The 16,698-nt window shown below is 69.5% G+C and carries 13 protein-coding genes and 3 pseudogenes; 11 read left to right on the top strand and 5 right to left on the bottom strand.

Features of this window, described 5'->3' with window-relative positions:
• Window positions 1–120 precede the first annotated feature (120 nt).
• A complete protein-coding gene (locus tag ACWD3E_RS20230) occupies window positions 121–888 on the bottom strand; it encodes an SDR family NAD(P)-dependent oxidoreductase (protein ID WP_451388925.1) in 768 nt (255 codons plus the stop codon).
• Between the two features lie 760 nt (window positions 889–1,648).
• Here ACWD3E_RS20230 and ACWD3E_RS20235 point away from each other — a divergent pair.
• From ACWD3E_RS20235 to ACWD3E_RS20250, 4 genes are all read left to right on the top strand, one after another.
• On the top strand, window positions 1,649–1,858 hold the full coding sequence (locus ACWD3E_RS20235; RefSeq protein ID WP_451388926.1) for a ferredoxin: 210 nt from the start codon (window positions 1,649–1,651) through the stop codon (window positions 1,856–1,858).
• Window positions 1,848–3,224: an NAD(P)/FAD-dependent oxidoreductase gene (locus ACWD3E_RS20240; protein WP_451388927.1), complete on the top strand. Its 1,377-nt coding sequence runs from the start codon at window positions 1,848–1,850 to the stop codon at window positions 3,222–3,224. Before ACWD3E_RS20235 ends, ACWD3E_RS20240 begins: the two co-directional genes overlap by 11 nt.
• Window positions 3,225–3,259: 35 nt before the next feature.
• Window positions 3,260–4,477, top strand: coding sequence for a cytochrome P450 (locus ACWD3E_RS20245; RefSeq protein WP_451388928.1), 1,218 nt, complete (start codon window positions 3,260–3,262; stop codon window positions 4,475–4,477).
• A 251-nt stretch (window positions 4,478–4,728) separates the two neighbouring features.
• Window positions 4,729–5,934 carry a Gfo/Idh/MocA family oxidoreductase gene (locus ACWD3E_RS20250; RefSeq protein WP_451388929.1) on the top strand — a complete coding sequence of 402 codons (1,206 nt, stop codon included), beginning with the start codon at window positions 4,729–4,731 and terminating at the stop codon, window positions 5,932–5,934.
• Window positions 5,935–6,015: 81 nt separating this feature from the next.
• Here ACWD3E_RS20250 and ACWD3E_RS20255 read toward each other — a convergent pair whose 3' ends face one another.
• The gene (locus ACWD3E_RS20255; protein ID WP_451388930.1) at window positions 6,016–6,891 is read right to left on the bottom strand and encodes an LLM class F420-dependent oxidoreductase; all 876 of its coding nucleotides are present in this window, start codon (window positions 6,889–6,891) and stop codon (window positions 6,016–6,018) included.
• A gap of 463 nt (window positions 6,892–7,354) precedes the next feature.
• Between ACWD3E_RS20255 and ACWD3E_RS20260 the strand changes: the two genes are divergently transcribed.
• Window positions 7,355–8,368, top strand: a complete 1,014-nt coding sequence (locus ACWD3E_RS20260; protein ID WP_451388931.1) for a recombinase family protein — start codon at window positions 7,355–7,357, stop codon at window positions 8,366–8,368.
• Window positions 8,361–8,681 carry a hypothetical protein gene (locus ACWD3E_RS20265; RefSeq protein ID WP_451388932.1) on the top strand — a complete coding sequence of 107 codons (321 nt, stop codon included), beginning with the start codon at window positions 8,361–8,363 and terminating at the stop codon, window positions 8,679–8,681. Before ACWD3E_RS20260 ends, ACWD3E_RS20265 begins: the two co-directional genes overlap by 8 nt.
• A 157-nt stretch (window positions 8,682–8,838) precedes the next feature.
• Here ACWD3E_RS20265 and ACWD3E_RS20270 read toward each other — a convergent pair whose 3' ends face one another.
• Together ACWD3E_RS20270 and ACWD3E_RS20275 are read right to left on the bottom strand one after the other, a co-directional pair.
• The gene (locus ACWD3E_RS20270) at window positions 8,839–11,211 is read right to left on the bottom strand and encodes a hypothetical protein (protein WP_451388933.1); all 2,373 of its coding nucleotides are present in this window, start codon (window positions 11,209–11,211) and stop codon (window positions 8,839–8,841) included.
• 156 nt (window positions 11,212–11,367) lie between these two features.
• The gene (locus tag ACWD3E_RS20275) at window positions 11,368–12,549 is read right to left on the bottom strand and encodes a hypothetical protein (protein WP_451388934.1); all 1,182 of its coding nucleotides are present in this window, start codon (window positions 12,547–12,549) and stop codon (window positions 11,368–11,370) included.
• 197 nt (window positions 12,550–12,746) lie between these two features.
• Here ACWD3E_RS20275 and ACWD3E_RS20280 point away from each other — a divergent pair.
• From ACWD3E_RS20280 to ACWD3E_RS20295, 4 genes and pseudogenes are all read left to right on the top strand, one after another.
• A pseudogene (locus ACWD3E_RS20280) lies at window positions 12,747–12,950 on the top strand (hypothetical protein); the annotation flags it as partial.
• Between the two features lie 1,267 nt (window positions 12,951–14,217).
• Window positions 14,218–14,480, top strand: a pseudogene (locus ACWD3E_RS20285) (helix-turn-helix transcriptional regulator).
• Between the two features lie 161 nt (window positions 14,481–14,641).
• Window positions 14,642–15,028: pseudogene (locus ACWD3E_RS20290) on the top strand (DUF6083 domain-containing protein); the annotation flags it as partial.
• Between the two features lie 93 nt (window positions 15,029–15,121).
• Complete coding sequence (locus tag ACWD3E_RS20295; protein ID WP_451388998.1) at window positions 15,122–15,532, top strand: hypothetical protein; 411 nt, start codon at window positions 15,122–15,124, stop codon at window positions 15,530–15,532.
• A gap of 468 nt (window positions 15,533–16,000) precedes the next feature.
• Here the strand turns inward: ACWD3E_RS20295 and ACWD3E_RS20300 are convergent, their stop codons facing one another.
• The gene (locus tag ACWD3E_RS20300; RefSeq protein WP_055492060.1) at window positions 16,001–16,231 is read right to left on the bottom strand and encodes a hypothetical protein; all 231 of its coding nucleotides are present in this window, start codon (window positions 16,229–16,231) and stop codon (window positions 16,001–16,003) included.
• A 235-nt stretch (window positions 16,232–16,466) separates the two neighbouring features.
• Here ACWD3E_RS20300 and ACWD3E_RS20305 point away from each other — a divergent pair, with 235 nt between their 5' ends.
• On the top strand, window positions 16,467–16,607 hold the full coding sequence (locus ACWD3E_RS20305) for a hypothetical protein (RefSeq protein WP_234376966.1): 141 nt from the start codon (window positions 16,467–16,469) through the stop codon (window positions 16,605–16,607).
• Window positions 16,608–16,698 lie beyond the last annotated feature (91 nt).

Genomic DNA, 16,698 nt, shown 5'->3' on the forward strand with positions numbered 1-16,698 from the left:
TGGCTTTTGGTGTCGCTCGTGTGCTGTGGGGTCGCCCGCTTGGTCGCGATGAGAACTGGAATATCCCGTTGGGCGGGCAGCGCGCCGCCGAGGCCGACACGGCCTTCGCCGACCTGCGATTCACGTGCTCGGGAACAGGGGCCCGCCCGCCATGAGACCGCCGTCGACCACGAGAATGTGCCCGGTGACGTAGCTCGCCTTGTCCGAACCCAGGTACTGGACAGCCTCGGCGATCTCCTCCGGGGTGCCTGCCCGGTGCATAGGCAGCACCGAATCGACCGCGTCACGCGCCGTGTCGTCGCCGGTGAACCGCTCGTACATAGCGGTCCGGGTGTAGCCGGGCGCGACCGCATTGACCCGGATACTGTGGGCGGCGCCTTCGAGTGCGGCCGCCTTGGTGATGCCGACGACGGCGTGCTTGCTGCCGACGTACAAGGTCACCCCGGGGTAACCCATCACGCCCAAGGTGGAGCTGACGTTGACGATGCTGCCGCCGCCCTCTTCCCTCATGACCCGGAACTCGTGCTTCAAGCACAGCAGCGTTCCCTTGACATTGGTATCGAAGGTGGCCTGGTAAGCCTCATCGGTCACCTCGGTGAGAGGGCCGGGTGTTCCCTCCGTGCCGGCGTTGTTGACAGCGACATCGATCCGCCCGAACCGCGCGACCGCACGGTCGACGAGGTCCTTCACATCGGCGTCGAAACGGACGTCGGCACGCACGAACTCCGCCGGGGCACCGAGGCTGGCCAGCTCCCCGGCAAACTGCTCACCCACGTCCTCGTGGCGCCCGGAGACCACAAGGTTCGCGCCTTGACGTGCGTAAGCCAAGGCGGTGGCGCGGCCGATACCGGTGAGCGCGCCCGTGATGAGGACGACGGGATCCGACACGTCGAGGGTCCTTCCTGCAACCACTCAGGTGAACGACGGGCAAGCGGTTCGGAATCCGCACGACACTGGGTTCCTCTTCCGGCCGGGGCGTATCCAACCGGTACGCCCGCACGGAAGGTGTCCCAGCCGGACGACAGCCGCATCGGACCCGACCGCCGTATCCATCGAACGGCGGCACTCGATGGCCCGTATGGCCCAGGGACGGCAGTCGGGACAGACGACCCGAGAGCGGTCACGCAGGCGGGAGGCGAACGCCGCAAGCCCCCTGGTGACATCAAAACAAGCTGACATCGCAAACTCGCTCAGCGAGTGACTCCCACGGTCACATCGAAACGACTTCCGCGGTCACGTACAAAGCCACCGCATGAAGGCCGGGGGCAGGTCGGCATCATGATGGCCATGGACGATGTGCGCGGCGTCCGGTGACCGCGACGCTGGATGGGACGCGGACGACGAGTACGAGTGGGTGCGGTGAACGTGGCCAGGCGCCCGGGCGGGGCCGTCACGCTCGCCGGCCGGGTACCCGGGAGTCTGCGCCGCCGTCAGGGGCTCACCACCTCCCGCAGAACAATGTAGGGATCTCTTTCACGGCGCCTCCGTTCCTGGTGCCCGATCGCAGCCTCGTTCCGGCCCACCTGCGCGTTCTCGAACGCCCCTGCCGGCTGGATCTGGTCCCGACGGAGTAGCCGGGCGGGCGCCTGGCGCATTCCGAGCCTAGAAAGAGACAGGGAGCTCAAGGCGATGGAGGGAGAGGCTTGGGATGCGGCTCGTCGTGGACCTCACCCGCTGCCAGGCGTACGCGCAGTGCGTGTTTCTCGCACCGGAGATGTTCGAGCTGCATGGCGAGGAAGCGCTTTTGTACCGCCAGGAAGTCCCGGACGAGCAGCTGGAGCGCGTGCGCCAGGCCGCTGCGGCGTGCCCGGTCCAGGCGATCCTCGTGGGAGAGGCGGTGAGCGCCCGTGCCCGGTGACCTTCGGGAGGGCCCCATCGTCATCGTCGGCGCGTCGCTGGCCGGGTTGCGGGCTTCCGAGAAGCTGCGCGAGGAGGGTTTCACCGGCTCGCTGACCGTGGTCGGGGACGAGCCCCATCCGCCCTATGACAGGCCGCCGCTGTCCAAGCAGGTTTTGCTCGGCATGTCGGCGGCGGACACCACCGGGCTGCCGATGCGCCGCGACCCGGACGCCGACTGGCGGCTCGGAGTGCGTGCCACGGGGCTCGACCCGGTCGGCCGTCAGGTCCTGTTGGCCGACGGCGAGTCCCTGCCCTACGACCGGCTGCTGATCGCCACCGGAACCCGGGCGCGCCCCTGGCCCCAACCGGAGCAGGCTGCCCTGGACGGAGTCTTCACCCTGCGCACGCGTGAGGACGCCGGGTGCCTGGCCGAGCGGCTGGCCGCCGGGCCGCGCCGGGTGCTGGTCATCGGCGCTGGCTTCACCGGTTCGGAGATCGCCTCGGCCTGCCGGGAGCGGGGCATCGAGGTCACGGTCGCAGAACGTGGTACCGCACCGCTGGTAGGCGCCCTCGGCGGCACGCTGGCGAGGCTCGCGGCCGGCCTGCAGCGGGCCCACGGCGTGGACCTGCGCTGCGGAGTGACGGTCACCGCGCTGTGCGGGAACGACGGCGGGCGGTTCACCGGAGCCGATCTCTCCGACGGCAGCCACATCGACGCGGACGTGTGCGTCATCGCCATGGGTGCGGTCCGCAACGTCGAGTGGCTGGCGGATTCCGGGCTGGCGGCGGGCCCGCACGGGGTCGCCTGTGATGCGGGGTGCCGCGCCTTCGACATGTACGGGATCGTCACCGACGACGTCTTCGTGGCAGGTGACGTCTCCCGCTTCCCCCACCCGCTCTTCGACTACCAGATGCTCTCCTTGGAGCACTGGGGCAACGCGGTCGCGCAGGCCGAGGTGGCGGCCCACAACATGATCAGTCCCGGGCCGCCGAGGCGCCCCCACCTCGCGGTTCCGGTCTTCTGGTCGAGTCAGTTCGGGGTCAACATCAAGTCCGTGGGCGTCCCCACCTACTCCGACCAGGTGGTCATCGCCCAGGGCTCACTCAGTGAACGCCGTCTGGTGGCGGTCTACGGCTACCGGGGCCGCATCACTGCCGCCGTCACCGTCAACATGGCCAAGTGGCTGGAGTACTACCAGGGCCTGATCGAGGCCGCCGCCCCGTTCCCGCCCGCGCCCGGCGCGGCCGACGGCCATCCGCTGGTGACCGAATTCGCGCTTCCCTCCGACGTGCCGGATCCAAGGGGGCTGTCCCACGGCCCCACCGTCGCGCTGACCGGTCACCTGCCGGACCGTCGGCTGACCGTGGTCCGGCCCGCCGGCTGACCCTTCCGTTCTTCCCTGTCACGAGGAGCCCGTCGATGGCTGTCGACACCCTGCTGGAGCGGATCACCGACTACGCCAACCGCCCCGACCCGTACCCGCTGTACGCGGAACTCCGCGAGGCGGGCGTGGCGCGGCAGACGGACGGCAGCTACCTGGTTGGCGGGTACTACGACATTGTCGCCCTGTTCCACAACCCACGACTCAGCTCGGACCGCCGCAACCGCGCCGGCACCTACAGCGGCCTGCCTGCGGATGAGGAAGAGCCCCGCCCTTTCATCCGGCTCGATGACCCCGAACACCGCAGGCTGCGCAGCCTGGCCACACGGCCGTTCGGTCCCCCGCACAGTCCGGGCCGGATCGACGCGATGCGAGACGAGATCACCCGGATCACCGACGAACTGATCGAGTCGCTCCAGGGCCGTACGCGAGTCGACGTCGTCGACGACTTCGCCTATCCCCTGCCCGTCTCCGTCATCTGCCGACTCCTTGGTGTACCGCGCGAAGACGAGCCGACCTTCCGCGAGTGGTCCAACGCCATCATCGACTCCGGCGACATCCGGCCCGGTGAGGACCTCGGCACGAGCCAACGGGCCGGCAACCAGGCCCGGGCGCAGATGGGCCGCTACCTGGTGGATCTCGCCGAGCAGCGCCGCGGCCGCCCGGGGGACGACATGCTGTCCGCGTTCGTCAACGACCCGGACCCGACCGGAGGGCTCACCCGCGAGGAAGTGGCGGCCACCGCCGTGCTGCTGCTCGTCGCCGGACACGAGACCACGGTCAATCTGATCACCAACGGTGTCCTCACCCTGCTGCGCCACCCCGACCAGCTGGAGCGCCTGCGCCGTGAACCCGACCTGCTTCCTGGCGCAGTGGAGGAACTGCTGCGCTACGAGCCCCCCGTCCACTTGCTGGAGCGTATTCCCCTCACTCATGTCGACGTCGCCGGCACGACCATCCCCAAGGGCGTACCCGTGCTGCTCGTGCTGGCCTCGGGCAACCGTGACCCCAAGCGATTCCGCGATCCCGACCGGTTCGACCCCACCCGCCGGGACAACCAGCACCTCGGATTCGGCAGCGGCATCCATATCTGCTACGGCGCACCCCTCGCCCGGGTCGAAGCTCAGATCGCCCTGGGAGCACTCCTTCCCCATCTCACCACCGCAACCCTGGTCGAAGACCCTCCTCCCTACCGGCACAGCGCTGTGCTGCGGGGCCCCCGGCACCTTTCCATCGAGCTGGCCCCGTCGCCGTAGCCGCAATGAACCGCCTCGCCGTGGCGCGGCGATGGGACCGAGGCAGCACGCGGAACGGAACTGCTCAGGCCGCGGGCGCGCTGGTCAGCGCCGGTCGTTCGTTCGGTTGTACCTCGGCCGGTTCGGAGCGCCGACGAGCCACCGGGCAGGGCGCGGCGGAGCGAACTCGCCGAGTGAGGTGCCGCAATAACGAACGGCAAGCCAATCGACATGGAGCTGACCGTATTGCTCAGCCCGTGTCCTCCATAGCTATGGGCCGTTTTGAGATGAGAGAGCAGGCGACCGCGAGCGCTGGGGTGCACATGACATCCACTTCCCCTCATCGGGAGCCGATCCGCGTCGGTGTCGTAGGTCTGAGCGCGAGCGGCGGGTGGGCGGCCACCGCCCATCTGCCGGCACTGGCCGGGCTCGATGGATACGAGTTGCGGGCGCTGAGCGCCAGCAGCGCCGAATCCGCGCGTGCGGCCGGCGAGAAGTATGGGGTGCCGCTGGCCTTCGGCGGCGCGGAGGAACTGGCCCGCAGTGAGGAAGTCGATCTCGTGGTGGTGACGGTGAAGGTTCCGCATCACCTGGAACTCATCCGACCCGCGCTCGAAGCAGGGAAGATGGTGTTCAGCGAATGGCCGCTGGGTGCCGACCTCGCGCAGGCCGAGGAATTGGCCGACCTCGCGCACCGCAGGGGTGTGCTCACGGCCGTCGGCCTGCAGGCCCGGTCGGCTCCGCCGCTTCGGTACCTGCGGGACCTGGTCGCCGACGGCTACGTGGGGCGGGTGCTGTCGACCAGCATGCTCGGGTCGGGCTGGATCGGGGGCGCCACTTACGACGACAACTATGCGTACGTGCTGGACGGCACGAGCGGCGCCACGCTGCTGTCGATCCCCTTCGGGCACTCGGTCGACGCGCTGACCATGGTGCTCGGGGAGTTCCGCGAGGTGTCGGCTCTCATCGAAAACCTGCGCCCGGAGGTCGTCCACGTCACGAGCGGGGCGGTCGCGGCCAAGACTGCAGAGGACCAGATCGCCGTCATCGGTGTGCTGGAGTCGGGGGCCGTAGCCGCAATGCACATCCGTGGTGGGACGTCCCGCGCCACCGCGTTTCACTGGGAGATCAACGGCACGGACGGCGATCTCGTCGTCAAGGCCGACCAGGCGCTGTGGTTCCAGGGGCGGCTGCGGCTGTACGGCGCCCGGGGAAAGAACGGCGCGTTGACCGAACTTCCGGTTCCCGCCCGCTATCAGCGGTCGCTGACGCAATGGACCGAGCGATCCACCGAGCTCGCCTGCAACGTCGCCCACGCGTACGCGCTTCTGCGCGACCAGATCACCGGGAACCTTGCGCCGGATGAGGACGGTGTTCCCGACTTCCGGCACGCCGTCCGGCGACACCGCATGCTGCAGCGGATTCGAGAGGCGGCGCGCGCGGGCCGGAGGGTCACACTCGCAGAGCAAGGCTCGTAGGCCCCGAAGTGAGTCAGGTCGGGAGCTCGACCGTTTTGCCCTCGGCGAGGATGACCACGGTTCCGGTGTTCCCCGAGGCCGTTATCCCAAGAGTGAAGCGAGCCTGCGCCATTCCTCCCTCGGGAGCTTGTCCCTGTGGGTGCCGGTGAGCACCTGGAGGGCCACGTGGTCCCCGCCTGCCTGGTGGAAGGTGTCGATGCGGTCGCGGATGCGGTCCTCGTCGCCCCAGGCGAAGACCGCGTCGATCAGGCGGTCGCTGCCGCCCTCGGTCAGGTCGGCCTCGGTGAAACCGTGCCGCAGGAAGTTGTTGGTGTAGTTCGGCAGGGTGAGGTACATGGCGAGGGCGTCGCGGGCCAGGGCGCGGGCCCGGGCCGGGTCGGTCTCCAGGACCACCTTCAGCTCCGGGGCGAGCAGCGGGCCCTCGCCGAGGATCTCGCGGGCCTGGGCGGTGTGTTCGGGCGTGACCAGGTAGGGGATGGCGCCGGCCGCCCGCTCGCCGGACAGCTTCAGCATCTTCGGGCCCAGCGCGGCCAGCACCCTGCTGTCGGCGGCGACGCCGGCCTCGTCCAGCTCGTCGAGGTAGCCGGTCATCGCCGCGTACGGGCGGCTGTAGTCCTTCACCAGCGGGCCGTGGCTCACACCGAGACCCACCAGGTAGCGGCCGGGGTACGCCGATTCCACCTCGGCGAAGCCGGCCGCGGTCGTGGCGGCCTCCTGCTGCCAGATGTTCAGGACGCTGGTGCCGACGAGGATGCGGTGTGTCGCCCCGATCAGCGGGGCGGCGTGGTCGGCGGTGCTGTTGTTGCCGAGCCAGATGGCGCCGTACCCGAGTTCCTCCAGTTCGGCCGCGGCCTCGTCCAGTTCGCCGCGCCGGGCCGGGTCCTCCGAGCGCAGTTGGACGCTCCAGGCGCCGTACCGGCCGACTCGCTGCTTCAGGGGGACTCTGGTGTCGCTCATCGGGTGTTCCCTCCGGGTGGTGGGCTGTGCCGTGATCATCACGTCTCCAGCCACTGCAGACCGGAGGGCGTCCCGGGTCGATTCCCGCCGTTCCCTCAGTTGGTCGAGCGGACCATAAGACGTCGAAAACCCACGAGCCCGCCACTGTGGTGGCGGGCTCGTGGGTTTCGTCGGGCTGGTCGTCTACGGTCCGGCGATCAACCACAGGATGAGCGCGGCGTCGAGATCTTGAGAGTAGCGGTACACGACCGAGATTCCGCGGCCGCCGGTCTGTTCCGGCCTCGGGAGTGACACGGAACCATGGTTAGCGGTAGCGCCAGTTCCGGTTCGGGTCTCTCACAAACGACCATCTGTGAGAGTTCCGCGAGAGCCCCGAAGCCGATCACGTTTCCGCAGGTCGCCGTTCGCAAAAGTCCTCTCGAAACCTGCATGTTGTGCGACGGGGTTCTGAGAGACTGCCGCCATGGATTTGACGCCCAATCAGGCAGCATCGGCGGTAGAACGTCATGACTGTCCGAACTGTGACGTGCCCGCCGGCAGCGTCTGCCGCACCCGCGGCGGGAAGACCGCAGCGAAGTACCACACCCCCCGCTTCGTCCTCGACCCCGCGCTCCGCGAGGAACTCGAAGTCCGCGTCCCCGCCGACCGGCATCCCGGCCGCGCGTGGAAGCAGGGCTCGGCGCTCGCCGTCGTGCCCGCGCCCCGCACCGAGCGTCCGGTCCGCATCGGGTATGCCAGGACCTCGACCGCACGGCAGGAACTGGCGAGCCAGCTCGAAGCCCTCCACCGGGCGGAGTGCCACAAGGTCTTCAAGGAGCAGATCAGCACCCGCATCAAGGTTCGGCCCGAGCTGGAGAAGGCCCTCGCGCTGGCCCACCAGTTCAAGGAGGCCGCCCCCGAGACGCCCGTCATCCTCACGGTGCACGAGCTCAAGCGCCTCGCCAGGAACGCGGCGGAGCTGATGACGCTGTCCGCCGAGCTTCAGGCCGGCGGCATCCAGCTCGAACTCCTCACCGGCCCGCTCACCGGCATCTACGACCCCCACGGCATGGGCGCCATGTTCTTCGCCGTCCTCGCCGTCGGCGCCCAACTCGACCGCAACTACATCCGGGAGAAGACCCTCGAAGGCCAGGCCATCGCCGCGTCCAAGGGAAACCACGGCGGCCGCCCGAAGGTCATCGACGACGACATGCTCACCTTCGCCGTCGCGCTCAAGGACAAGGGCGTCCCCGTCCCCGAGATCGCGAAGAAGCTGACCATCAAGGTCGGGAAGAACGCGGGCAAGTCCCCGTCGGTCGCCTCGCTCTACCGAGCACTCGCGGAAGCCGAGGCTGCCGCGGCGGACGACGGCCTGCCGCTCAGGCCGAAGCCTGTCCGTATCCGCCGGCCTGAGGACCCGATGACCGCCGAGGAGATCGACCTGCGCGAACGGCTCCAGGCCCAGCCCCACCCGAACGCCGGACACTCCCGTGGATGACCTCCAAGCCGTACGCGCACAGGAGTACACGAAGGTGTACAACGAACTCCTGCGTGCCGCCGCGCGGCTCGACATGCTGCGGCGCCTGGAAGGCGGCAGCGTCGACGCCCACGCGACCGCCGCCACGCACGGCGTCCACTTCGCCGCCCCCATCCTCTGGCCGACCGTCCCGAACACCCCGCCGCCCGGCCATTGCCACGACAGCGAACGCCTGCTCCAGCTCGCCGCGAACTGGCGAGTTCGCCCCCAAGCGCCCCACCCTCCGGCTCGTCAGCGATACGGCACCGACAGAAGGGGACTGACGACGTCGTGATCCGGTGGCCCACCCGACGTCGGGCACCCAAGCCCGGTCACAGAAGGACCATGATCATTCTCAGCGCCAACGGCTGTACCGATGTTCCCCGAGGCCGGCTGGAGCGCGGCGCCCCGGGGGCGCGGAGCGCGACATGGTGCTGCAGCGGCGCTGGGTATCAGCGCAGGTTGGTGAGCCAGGTGACCTTGGCTGCCGGCGCAACCTTCTCGTTCACCAGGGTCTCGGTCCGCCGGTCCCACGCGGGGCCGGTAGTGGCCATGACGAACTCGTCCGCGCTGAGATCGTCGATCAGGCCCTTGAGGGCGGCGCAACGCCGCGCTTCCTCGCGTTTCGTCGACTCGAGACGATCGCTGATCTTGGCCTCGCCGATGACGATCCGGCCGTCGACGATGGCCCAGAGGTCGACCTCCAGGTCCGGGTAGCCGTCCCGGCGGACGACCGCCTCGGGCATGTGCTGGAAGGAGTGCGCCGGCTCCGCGAGCGCCGCGAGAGCGAGGATCGGCACATGAATGTTCGAGCGCAGGCCCTGGTAGGCGACCTCGTCGAGGCCGTAGTACCACTGCGGCTCCAATTCCTGCCCCTTCCAGGCCGACCGGACGATCGGGTTGTGCTGCCGGCAGCGCTGGCAGCGGAAATGCGATCCGATGTCCTCCAGCCGGTAGAAGCCGGTGCCGACACACTGCCCGCAGGTCAACAGCAGGCCCCGCGTCGCGATGGACCGCTGCAGGTAGCCATCCAGCAGCTGCCGGGCACTTTCCTCGCTCCCGCCGGTGATCGTGCGGACGTCGGCGAGCGTGAGGTACTTGCGGTCCTGGTAGACACGCCCGGGCTCTTTCCCGGCGGCGATCCACCCGGACAGCAGGTTCGCGGCAGGACCCTCCTTGAGATCGGCGGCCAGGGCCGCGAAGTCTCCCCACAGTTCGATCATGCGCCGGGTGTAACGGCCCTTGTCGGACTCCTCCAGGGTGACGCCCGCCCCCGCCAGGAGGGTGCTGAACACCTGGCGGGCTGTCGGAACCCGCAGCCGTACCTGGACCAGAAGTTGGGCCAGGGACGTCCCGGTGACGGTGAAGATCCGGCCGTGGGAGTCGATGCTGATACCGGATGTGCTGGAGCGGACTCCCCACGAGGTGCCGTCGGCGGTGATCACGTCGTTCAGGGCCCACCGGGCGGGAAGGACGGCTTTGGGGTCCAGGACGTCCACCTGCCACCGGCAGGAGTCCGGCTGGACCCCGACCGCCTCGCTGGGCAGCGGGATCTCGACGTTCCGTGCCTGGTCGGTCCCGAGGAACGGCTCGTGCAAGGTGTCGCCGACGTGCGCCTTGTCGAGAAGGTGGAGGCGGCGGCGCACCGGCAGATCCGACGGGGCACAGACACGCACGTCCAAACGGCCAGGGGAGCCGGAGGCGGCCATCCGCCCCCACGGCGTGGCCAGCAGCCGGTCACGGACTTCGTGCAGCTGGTCCTCATCGAGAGTGAGTGATGACAGCAGGACCGGACGGGCGGAGACCGGCGGCACCGCAAGGTCGTACAGGAGCCGCATCAACTCGGTATACAGCTCCAGGCTGAGATCTGCGGTGTCCGGGCCGACCGGCAGCCAGTGCGCATCCCCCACCACACGCTGGCGGGTGTAGGCGTAGCAGAAGTCCTCGGCGCCGTCCCCGCAGATCACCACCAACGGCTCGCTGTCCGCGTCCGCGTCGAACGTGGTGAACCAGGAGCAGCCCAGCCGGGACTGCGCCAGCGGCATATCGTCCAGGAACTCCTGCTCGGTGAAACCGACGCCGGTCTCAGGCCGGCCCGTCCACGCGTACCGCAGCACCTGGACCAGGTCCTCCCGGTCCACCGGCACGGTGGCGTGGTCCACCTCGCCGCGCTCTCGCAGCCGCGCCAGATGCCCCGGCGCCACCAGGCCGGCGCGCGCGGCAACGAGCAGCTGCACCGCAGGCGGCAGCCCGTCCACGTCGAGGCCGGTGATGCGCTCGGGCTGAAACGTCAACCCGCACATGTCCACCAGCCGGTGCGGCGGCGCCTCGTCCGCCCGGAACTCCGCTGTTACCGCGACCTGTGCCGACGCCAGCGGAGCCATGCGCCGCCGGATACGGTCCCCCAGCTCCTGCGGCGCCACCCTCCCCGCGCCCCCGGACGACAGGAGCTGAGGCTCTAGCATCCGCCGGGCCTGGGCTTCGTCAACGTCGTTCTCCCGGGCCCACCCTTCCACGATCGAGGCGAGCTGCGCCTCGTACGCCTGAGGGTCCGACATCTGCAGGCCCCGCCCTGTCCGGGCGAACACCGCCCAGTGATCCGCGTCGAAAGCCTCCGCGAGCCTCCAGAACGGCTCCGCGACCTCCCACTCGGGCGAGCAAGCGATCAGACCGTGGCCGTCACCACCCCACGTGCGCGCATAGCACTCCACCATCCGCAGTACATCCGCCCGCCAGTCCCCGCCCGAACACAGCAGAGTCAGGGCACGCGGGGGCCGCACATTGCGCTGCACCAGCCGATAGCCCAACGCGTTCACTTCAGCCATCCCCGCCCCATGTGCTGCCCGTGACCACGTCGGACCGACGCAGATCCGTTGTGTGACGTGGCGTCTCCACACTCCCGCGCCCCGGAAATGCGCCATTTCAACGTATCAGCGGTCATGGCACGGGGGCTGCTGAGCTCAGTCGGCGCCTTCACCCGATCACGCGGCAGGGCGGCGCGGTGCGAGCGCGCGCAGATCCTCCATGTCGGTGCAGAAGTCTTCGTCAGGAGCGATCCAGTCGGTTTCCGATCGGCCACCGTCGGCGGTACGGATCCGAGCCTGGAGGTCGGCCAGCTCGCCCGGCAGGTCCCGCAGTCGCGTGACGACGCGAGTGCCGTTACGCGGACCGGCCTTGGACCGTGACAGCAGATTCGCCATCTCTCGGTCCGGCACAACGACGTGGCAGTACGGCACCGCGATGCCCAACGCATCGATGTCGTACAGGGCGTTCACCGTCCAGGCCTTGGTCTGGTTGCTGAACAGCTCGGCTTTCAGGTCCACGGCAATGCGCACCGACGGCATCCGGTCCGTGAACGCGGTCATGCGCGGCCGGCCCGACCTCGGGTGAGCCGTGTCGAGTCCGATCTCCCGGTGAAGGTCGATGCGGTACTCGGCCAGTAGCTCCCGGAGCAGTTCGTAGTGCTCGTGCAGGATTTCGCGTGCCTGGACCCGTACGCGCAGTTCGTGCCGACTGATCGGATCGTCTGCGAGCATCCCGGCATACGTCTGCTCCCATTCGAGCCTGCTCCGGGCAGCGTCCCGTACAGCTTCGGGCCGGTACCCGAGCCGCCGCAGGCCCTCGATCTCCTCGTCCCTGGGCCCCACGAGCAGCTGGAACTCGGCGTACTGGTTGGCCTTGCGCAGCAAGTCGCGGAGCTCCGGGACCGTGTCCATGTCGACGTCGCCGGAGGGACCACGCAGGACCAGCGGGGCGCGCTCGCCCACGAGCGCCCATGCTGCCCCGATGCCGAGCACTCGCGGTGGGCTGGGCCGGAACGCCGGTCGGCCGAAGCTCACATGCATGGCGTGCAGCATCTGGTGCCGGAGCAGGACACGGCGTGAACGCATGGTGCGGCAGTGGGAGACCGATGCCATGATCCGGGCCACGTCCGCCCGCTGGCGCGGGTCGGTGATCTTCCCGATCTCCGTGTAGTGGGTGGCCGAGAGCGGGAACACGACACCTGCCGCGGAAGCGTCCCTGACGGCGGCGAGCACGGCGGTGTCGTATGCGTCGCGCTGCGCTCCGTTCGCCGCGCAGGCCAGCCGGATCCACACCCACGGATCGAGATAGACCGACGGTGGGGCCATGTGGAGGTTCGGCGAGTCGGCAGCCTCTGTCATCGGCGTCTCCTGGTTCTGCGCGCCGCGCGATGTGTGTGACGCGCGTGGCAGGCGAGACGGTGACGCCTGGTCGAACTGACCAGCGTCGTGCCCACGGGCCACCATGTTTCCAGCAGAGCATCGCGGGCGCCGCACAATTTCACCTGGCGGCACATGCGGGCCGGCAGTATCTCCCCTCCACGATCTGCCTGTTGGGCATCGACGTTCCGTCGCCCGCAGACCTGTTCCGCGCCAAGGAACCGGTCCCGAACCGCGATTCAGCCCTCTGCTTCGGCCACCGCCACCCCGCGCTGATCGAGGCAGCCCACCGCCAACTCGATCGCCTCACCCTCACCTCCCGCACCTTCCACAAGGACAAGCGCGCCGTATTCGTCGAGCGGCTGGCCGCGTTGACCCACTTACCACGCGCGGACATCGCGTGCGGCCGAAGAGCCCTGACCGCCAGCACCTTCCTGTATCCGGCCCGGAGCTGCACCTGGCTCGAGCGCAAGTTCAGCGCCTCCGTGTGAGAGTCCAATGGACGTCGCCTGAGCGCGGGCAGATCTGCCACCTCTCCAGAACGCCGCTGTCCGCCAAACGGTTCAGAACGCGGGCGAGTTCGTGTTCGGGCATACCGCAGTCACGTAGGACCCGGTCGCTTTCGCGCAGCCCTTCTCTTGAAGACGGATCGGTGTGGGCGATGAGGGAGGTACCGAGGAGCTGCATCTGTGGCTCTGCCACCCCGATCCGTGCCGGGCACCCAGTGCGCAGCGCCCAGTCGGCGGCGCGTCTTCGGTCAGGACGGGCGGGTGGCTGGGCGAGCAGTGCGGCATCAAGTAGTTGCGCGGCAGTTCCGGCCGTTCCGGGCGGGTCATCGAGACGCAGCCACCGCGCCTGCTCCAACTCGCGACAGGCTTGTGCTGCGCCGACGCGAAGGCTGTGCAGCACGCCTGCAGGGAGGGCGACCCTCATCTGTGCGTTCATGCGCAGCGCGCACTGCAGGGCGAGGAGCCTTGCTTCGGCGGACACCTCCGAAGGTAGGGCCACGGCGAGGTAGCTGAGGATCTCGCCCACACGCACGTGCTCGCCCGGCCCTCTCATGAGCCGTGGGCGCCGCGGCCGCGTGGAAGTCGGGTGGAGGGAGCCGACAATGGCGGTGTCGGGGACGACAGCGGCCTGGTCGGTTGCTGCGGCGCACGCGCCGCAGGCGTCGACGAGGCGCCATACCCGACCACCACGTTCACAGGCCAGGAGCAGGCGAATGGGACCGTCGCACCCGCGGTGGCGGCGGTGCCAGCGGCAACCGCGTTCATGGCAGTGGCATGTCCGCAGATGAGGTGCTCGCAGATCACCGCGAGCGTGCCGGGCGAGGTGGGCCAGCACCGCCGAACGGGCGGAGGCCGCGGTGACCGGCCGGCTGGCCAGGGGGCACTGCTGGCATGTCATGACCAGTCGGCCGGACTGGGACCGCAGCTCCACCGTCCAGGCGCGCGGCGCTGCAGGACGCACGGTGCGCAGTGGCATGAACAAGCGGCCATCCTTCCCGATCCGGCACCGATCCCTCCTGTCTTGTGGCGGGCGGCCGTCACCGTAGTGCAGAGCTCTGCCCTCTCGCCGCCGGGGCAGCCGGGAGAAATAGGGCAGAGGTCTGCACTGACAGGGCAGGGGTCTGCCCCGTCGGATGGTCGGGTGACGATCTTGCCGCCCGATCCGGACCTCGACGCGCTACGGCTGGAGCTGGCGCGACTGCGGGCCGCCCGCGGGTGGAGCTACGACGAGCTCGCGGCCCGCAGCGGCCTGGCCAGGCCGCTGTGATCGAGATCGAGCAGGGGCGCACCGTCGGCACGCTCAAGACGTGGCATGCCCTCGCCCATGCCTTTGAGACGCCGTTCGACGAGCTCTTCGCCACCCTCTGTCGCGGACACGAGCCGCCCCGGGGTAGCGACGGCTGATCAGGGGGCGGCGTGGGATGCCGCGAATCACCCGAACCGGCAGTGGTGCATCGAACGCGCGATCAGCCGTTCGTACTGCTGTCGCCTTGTTTTGGTCTGCCCGGGGGATCCGGCGGGCCGGGTGCTGTCGGCGCGGCGTGTTGGCTGGCAGCTTCGCCCGCATGTGCTCTTCGCCTCATCCTTCTGCGCGGCGCTGGGACGGCAGCCGCGTGAGCGCCCCACCCCGCAGGTCCTTGCGGGTCGACCCGGAGGGTGTCAGCCGGCTGCTGCGCTGTGGCCAGACCGCGTCTTGCCGCGAGTGCGGCAATGCGGTCGAGTGGTACGTGCGCAGTGACGAGCGCCGGGTGCGGATGCATCCGCAGGAGATGCCTGCCAGCCGGGTGCCGGAGTCCTGCCGCTGGCACGTCAGCTCCGGTGTCGCTCATCCCTCTGGCGACGGGAGCAGCTGGTGCCGCCTGCCGCACGCCGTGCTGTGTCCCGCGCGTCCGGCACCGCTGGAGGCACCGCAGCTATCCGGGCTGCGGCGTTCTCTTGCGCTGCGCACGCGCAGGCTGCTGGATGCTGGGGTCTTCGCCCCGTCTGCGGCCCCGCCGCAGAATGGCCCGCGACCGGGTGAGGAGGTATGCCGCCCGGCAAGGCCCGTGGTGCAGCTGCTGTACCTGCGCTACCTGGCGTCCTGTCCCATCGAGGAAATCCAGTGCGTCACCCAGACCCGGCGCCGCGTGCGCTGCCGCGACAAGGTACTCGGTTCTGGCGCTCTGCGTGGCATGTGGAGTTTGGTGCCCGTGAGCGCGCAGCGCGGTCAACTGGCGCTACCGTCGGACGTCATGGCTGTCTACAGCCTGTCTGCGCTGCCGTATCAGGAGCAGTTGCGCTGGCGCCGTCAGCGGTGTCTTCAGCATGACGCCACCCCTACGGCTGGTGATCTCGCTGTGGCGGACTGGGAGCTCTTCGACCCGCTCCGTCACCACGAACACATCCACACCCGCCTGCCCGCACACCGGCGCCGTCCCGGTCCCGGCAGTCCCGCACCTCGGCAGGCCCACTCGTGACGATGCACCAGTATGCCGTCGAGATCTCCTTGACCAGACCCGCTACTGCCCGGGAGCTCGACCGGGCCCGTCGCAGGATGCCTTTCGCGGCGAACGCCGACCGCACCCGGCTGATGACGGTGCACAGCGGCACGAGTCCGGGCCGTGCGCTGCACCGGCTGCGGCGCAGGCTGGACGATGTTCTGCCGATCGACGTGTTGACCACGTACTACCCCGATCGCGATGGCCGCGTGCTGCTCAATGTCGGCCTCCCCCAGGACCTCCATGCTCTGATCCGCCGGGAGGCGGCCGCCAGCGGTCGGCGCCCTCGGGACGTACTCGGCGAGCGGATCACGACCGGTCTCGCGCGCGAGCGACGCGAGAGGCGTCACCGTCTTGAGTCGCAGTTGCAAGGCCTGCTCGCCCAGCACACTCCGCAGGACGTGCTGGCCTGCGCGGCCGCGCTCCTTGCGAGCACGCCGGACTGCGTCAACCCGCCCAGCCCACGTCGATCACCTCGATGCCACCGAGGAACGCGGTGAACGACACCCACGAGCGGGGCCCGAACACCACCGCCGCATGCCACCCGCCGGGCTCCGGCCACGCGCGGGGCCGCACCAGCGCCGCGGCAATCGTCTCCATGACCTCTTGGCGTCCCTGCGGCGGCAGGTCCTCCAGCGCATCCTCCGCCCGGATGGCCAGGTCAACCTCGTACGGCACAACGCACCCCCGTGCTCGTGATCAGCGAAGCCCACACCGTACGGGCCTGCAGCCGGTCACACGCCGGCCTGTGGATAAGCAGATCGCTCAACTTCACGATCCTCTGGCCCCGCCGAGCCGCCGACACCTCCTCCTGCCGGGCGCCGTGCCCGGCCGTCCCCGCAACCCCGCCGGTCTGGCAGACCAGATGAGGCACCACGGGCTTCCCCTACGCGCTGCACGCAACACCGTGCTGATGGAGGCCATCACCGACCTGCCGCCCATCGTCGTCGCCGACCTCTTCGGCATCAGCCCCGCGACCGCCCACCGCTGGTCCCAGCTCGCCGGGAACAGCTGGGCGCCCTACCTCGCCGCCCGGCAGCGATCACGGCCATAGACCCCGACCGCGATGTGCGCACTTCGTCTTGGAGGGGTGGGCATGGGAACTCTCGCCTGTCACATTCGAGAGGCCGAGCGACCAGTTCGGC

The organism is Streptomyces sp. NPDC002676 (assembly GCF_053592455.1).

What these genes read in the sequence shown, in the direction of transcription:
- ACWD3E_RS20235 (WP_451388926.1), top strand. Translation starts at nt 1,649, where the DNA reads ATGCGGCTCGTCGTGGACCTCACCCGCTGCCAGGCGTACGCGCAGTGC.
- ACWD3E_RS20245 (WP_451388928.1), top strand. Translation starts at nt 3,260, where the DNA reads ATGGCTGTCGACACCCTGCTGGAGCGGATCACCGACTACGCCAACCGC.
- ACWD3E_RS20250 (WP_451388929.1), top strand. Translation starts at nt 4,729, where the DNA reads ATGGGCCGTTTTGAGATGAGAGAGCAGGCGACCGCGAGCGCTGGGGTG.
- ACWD3E_RS20255 (WP_451388930.1), bottom strand. Translation starts at nt 6,891, where the DNA reads ATGAGCGACACCAGAGTCCCCCTGAAGCAGCGAGTCGGCCGGTACGGC.
- ACWD3E_RS20260 (WP_451388931.1), top strand. Translation starts at nt 7,355, where the DNA reads ATGGATTTGACGCCCAATCAGGCAGCATCGGCGGTAGAACGTCATGAC.
- ACWD3E_RS20270 (WP_451388933.1), bottom strand. Translation starts at nt 11,211, where the DNA reads ATGGCTGAAGTGAACGCGTTGGGCTATCGGCTGGTGCAGCGCAATGTG.
- ACWD3E_RS20275 (WP_451388934.1), bottom strand. Translation starts at nt 12,549, where the DNA reads ATGACAGAGGCTGCCGACTCGCCGAACCTCCACATGGCCCCACCGTCG.
- ACWD3E_RS20305 (WP_234376966.1), top strand. Translation starts at nt 16,467, where the DNA reads ATGGAGGCCATCACCGACCTGCCGCCCATCGTCGTCGCCGACCTCTTC.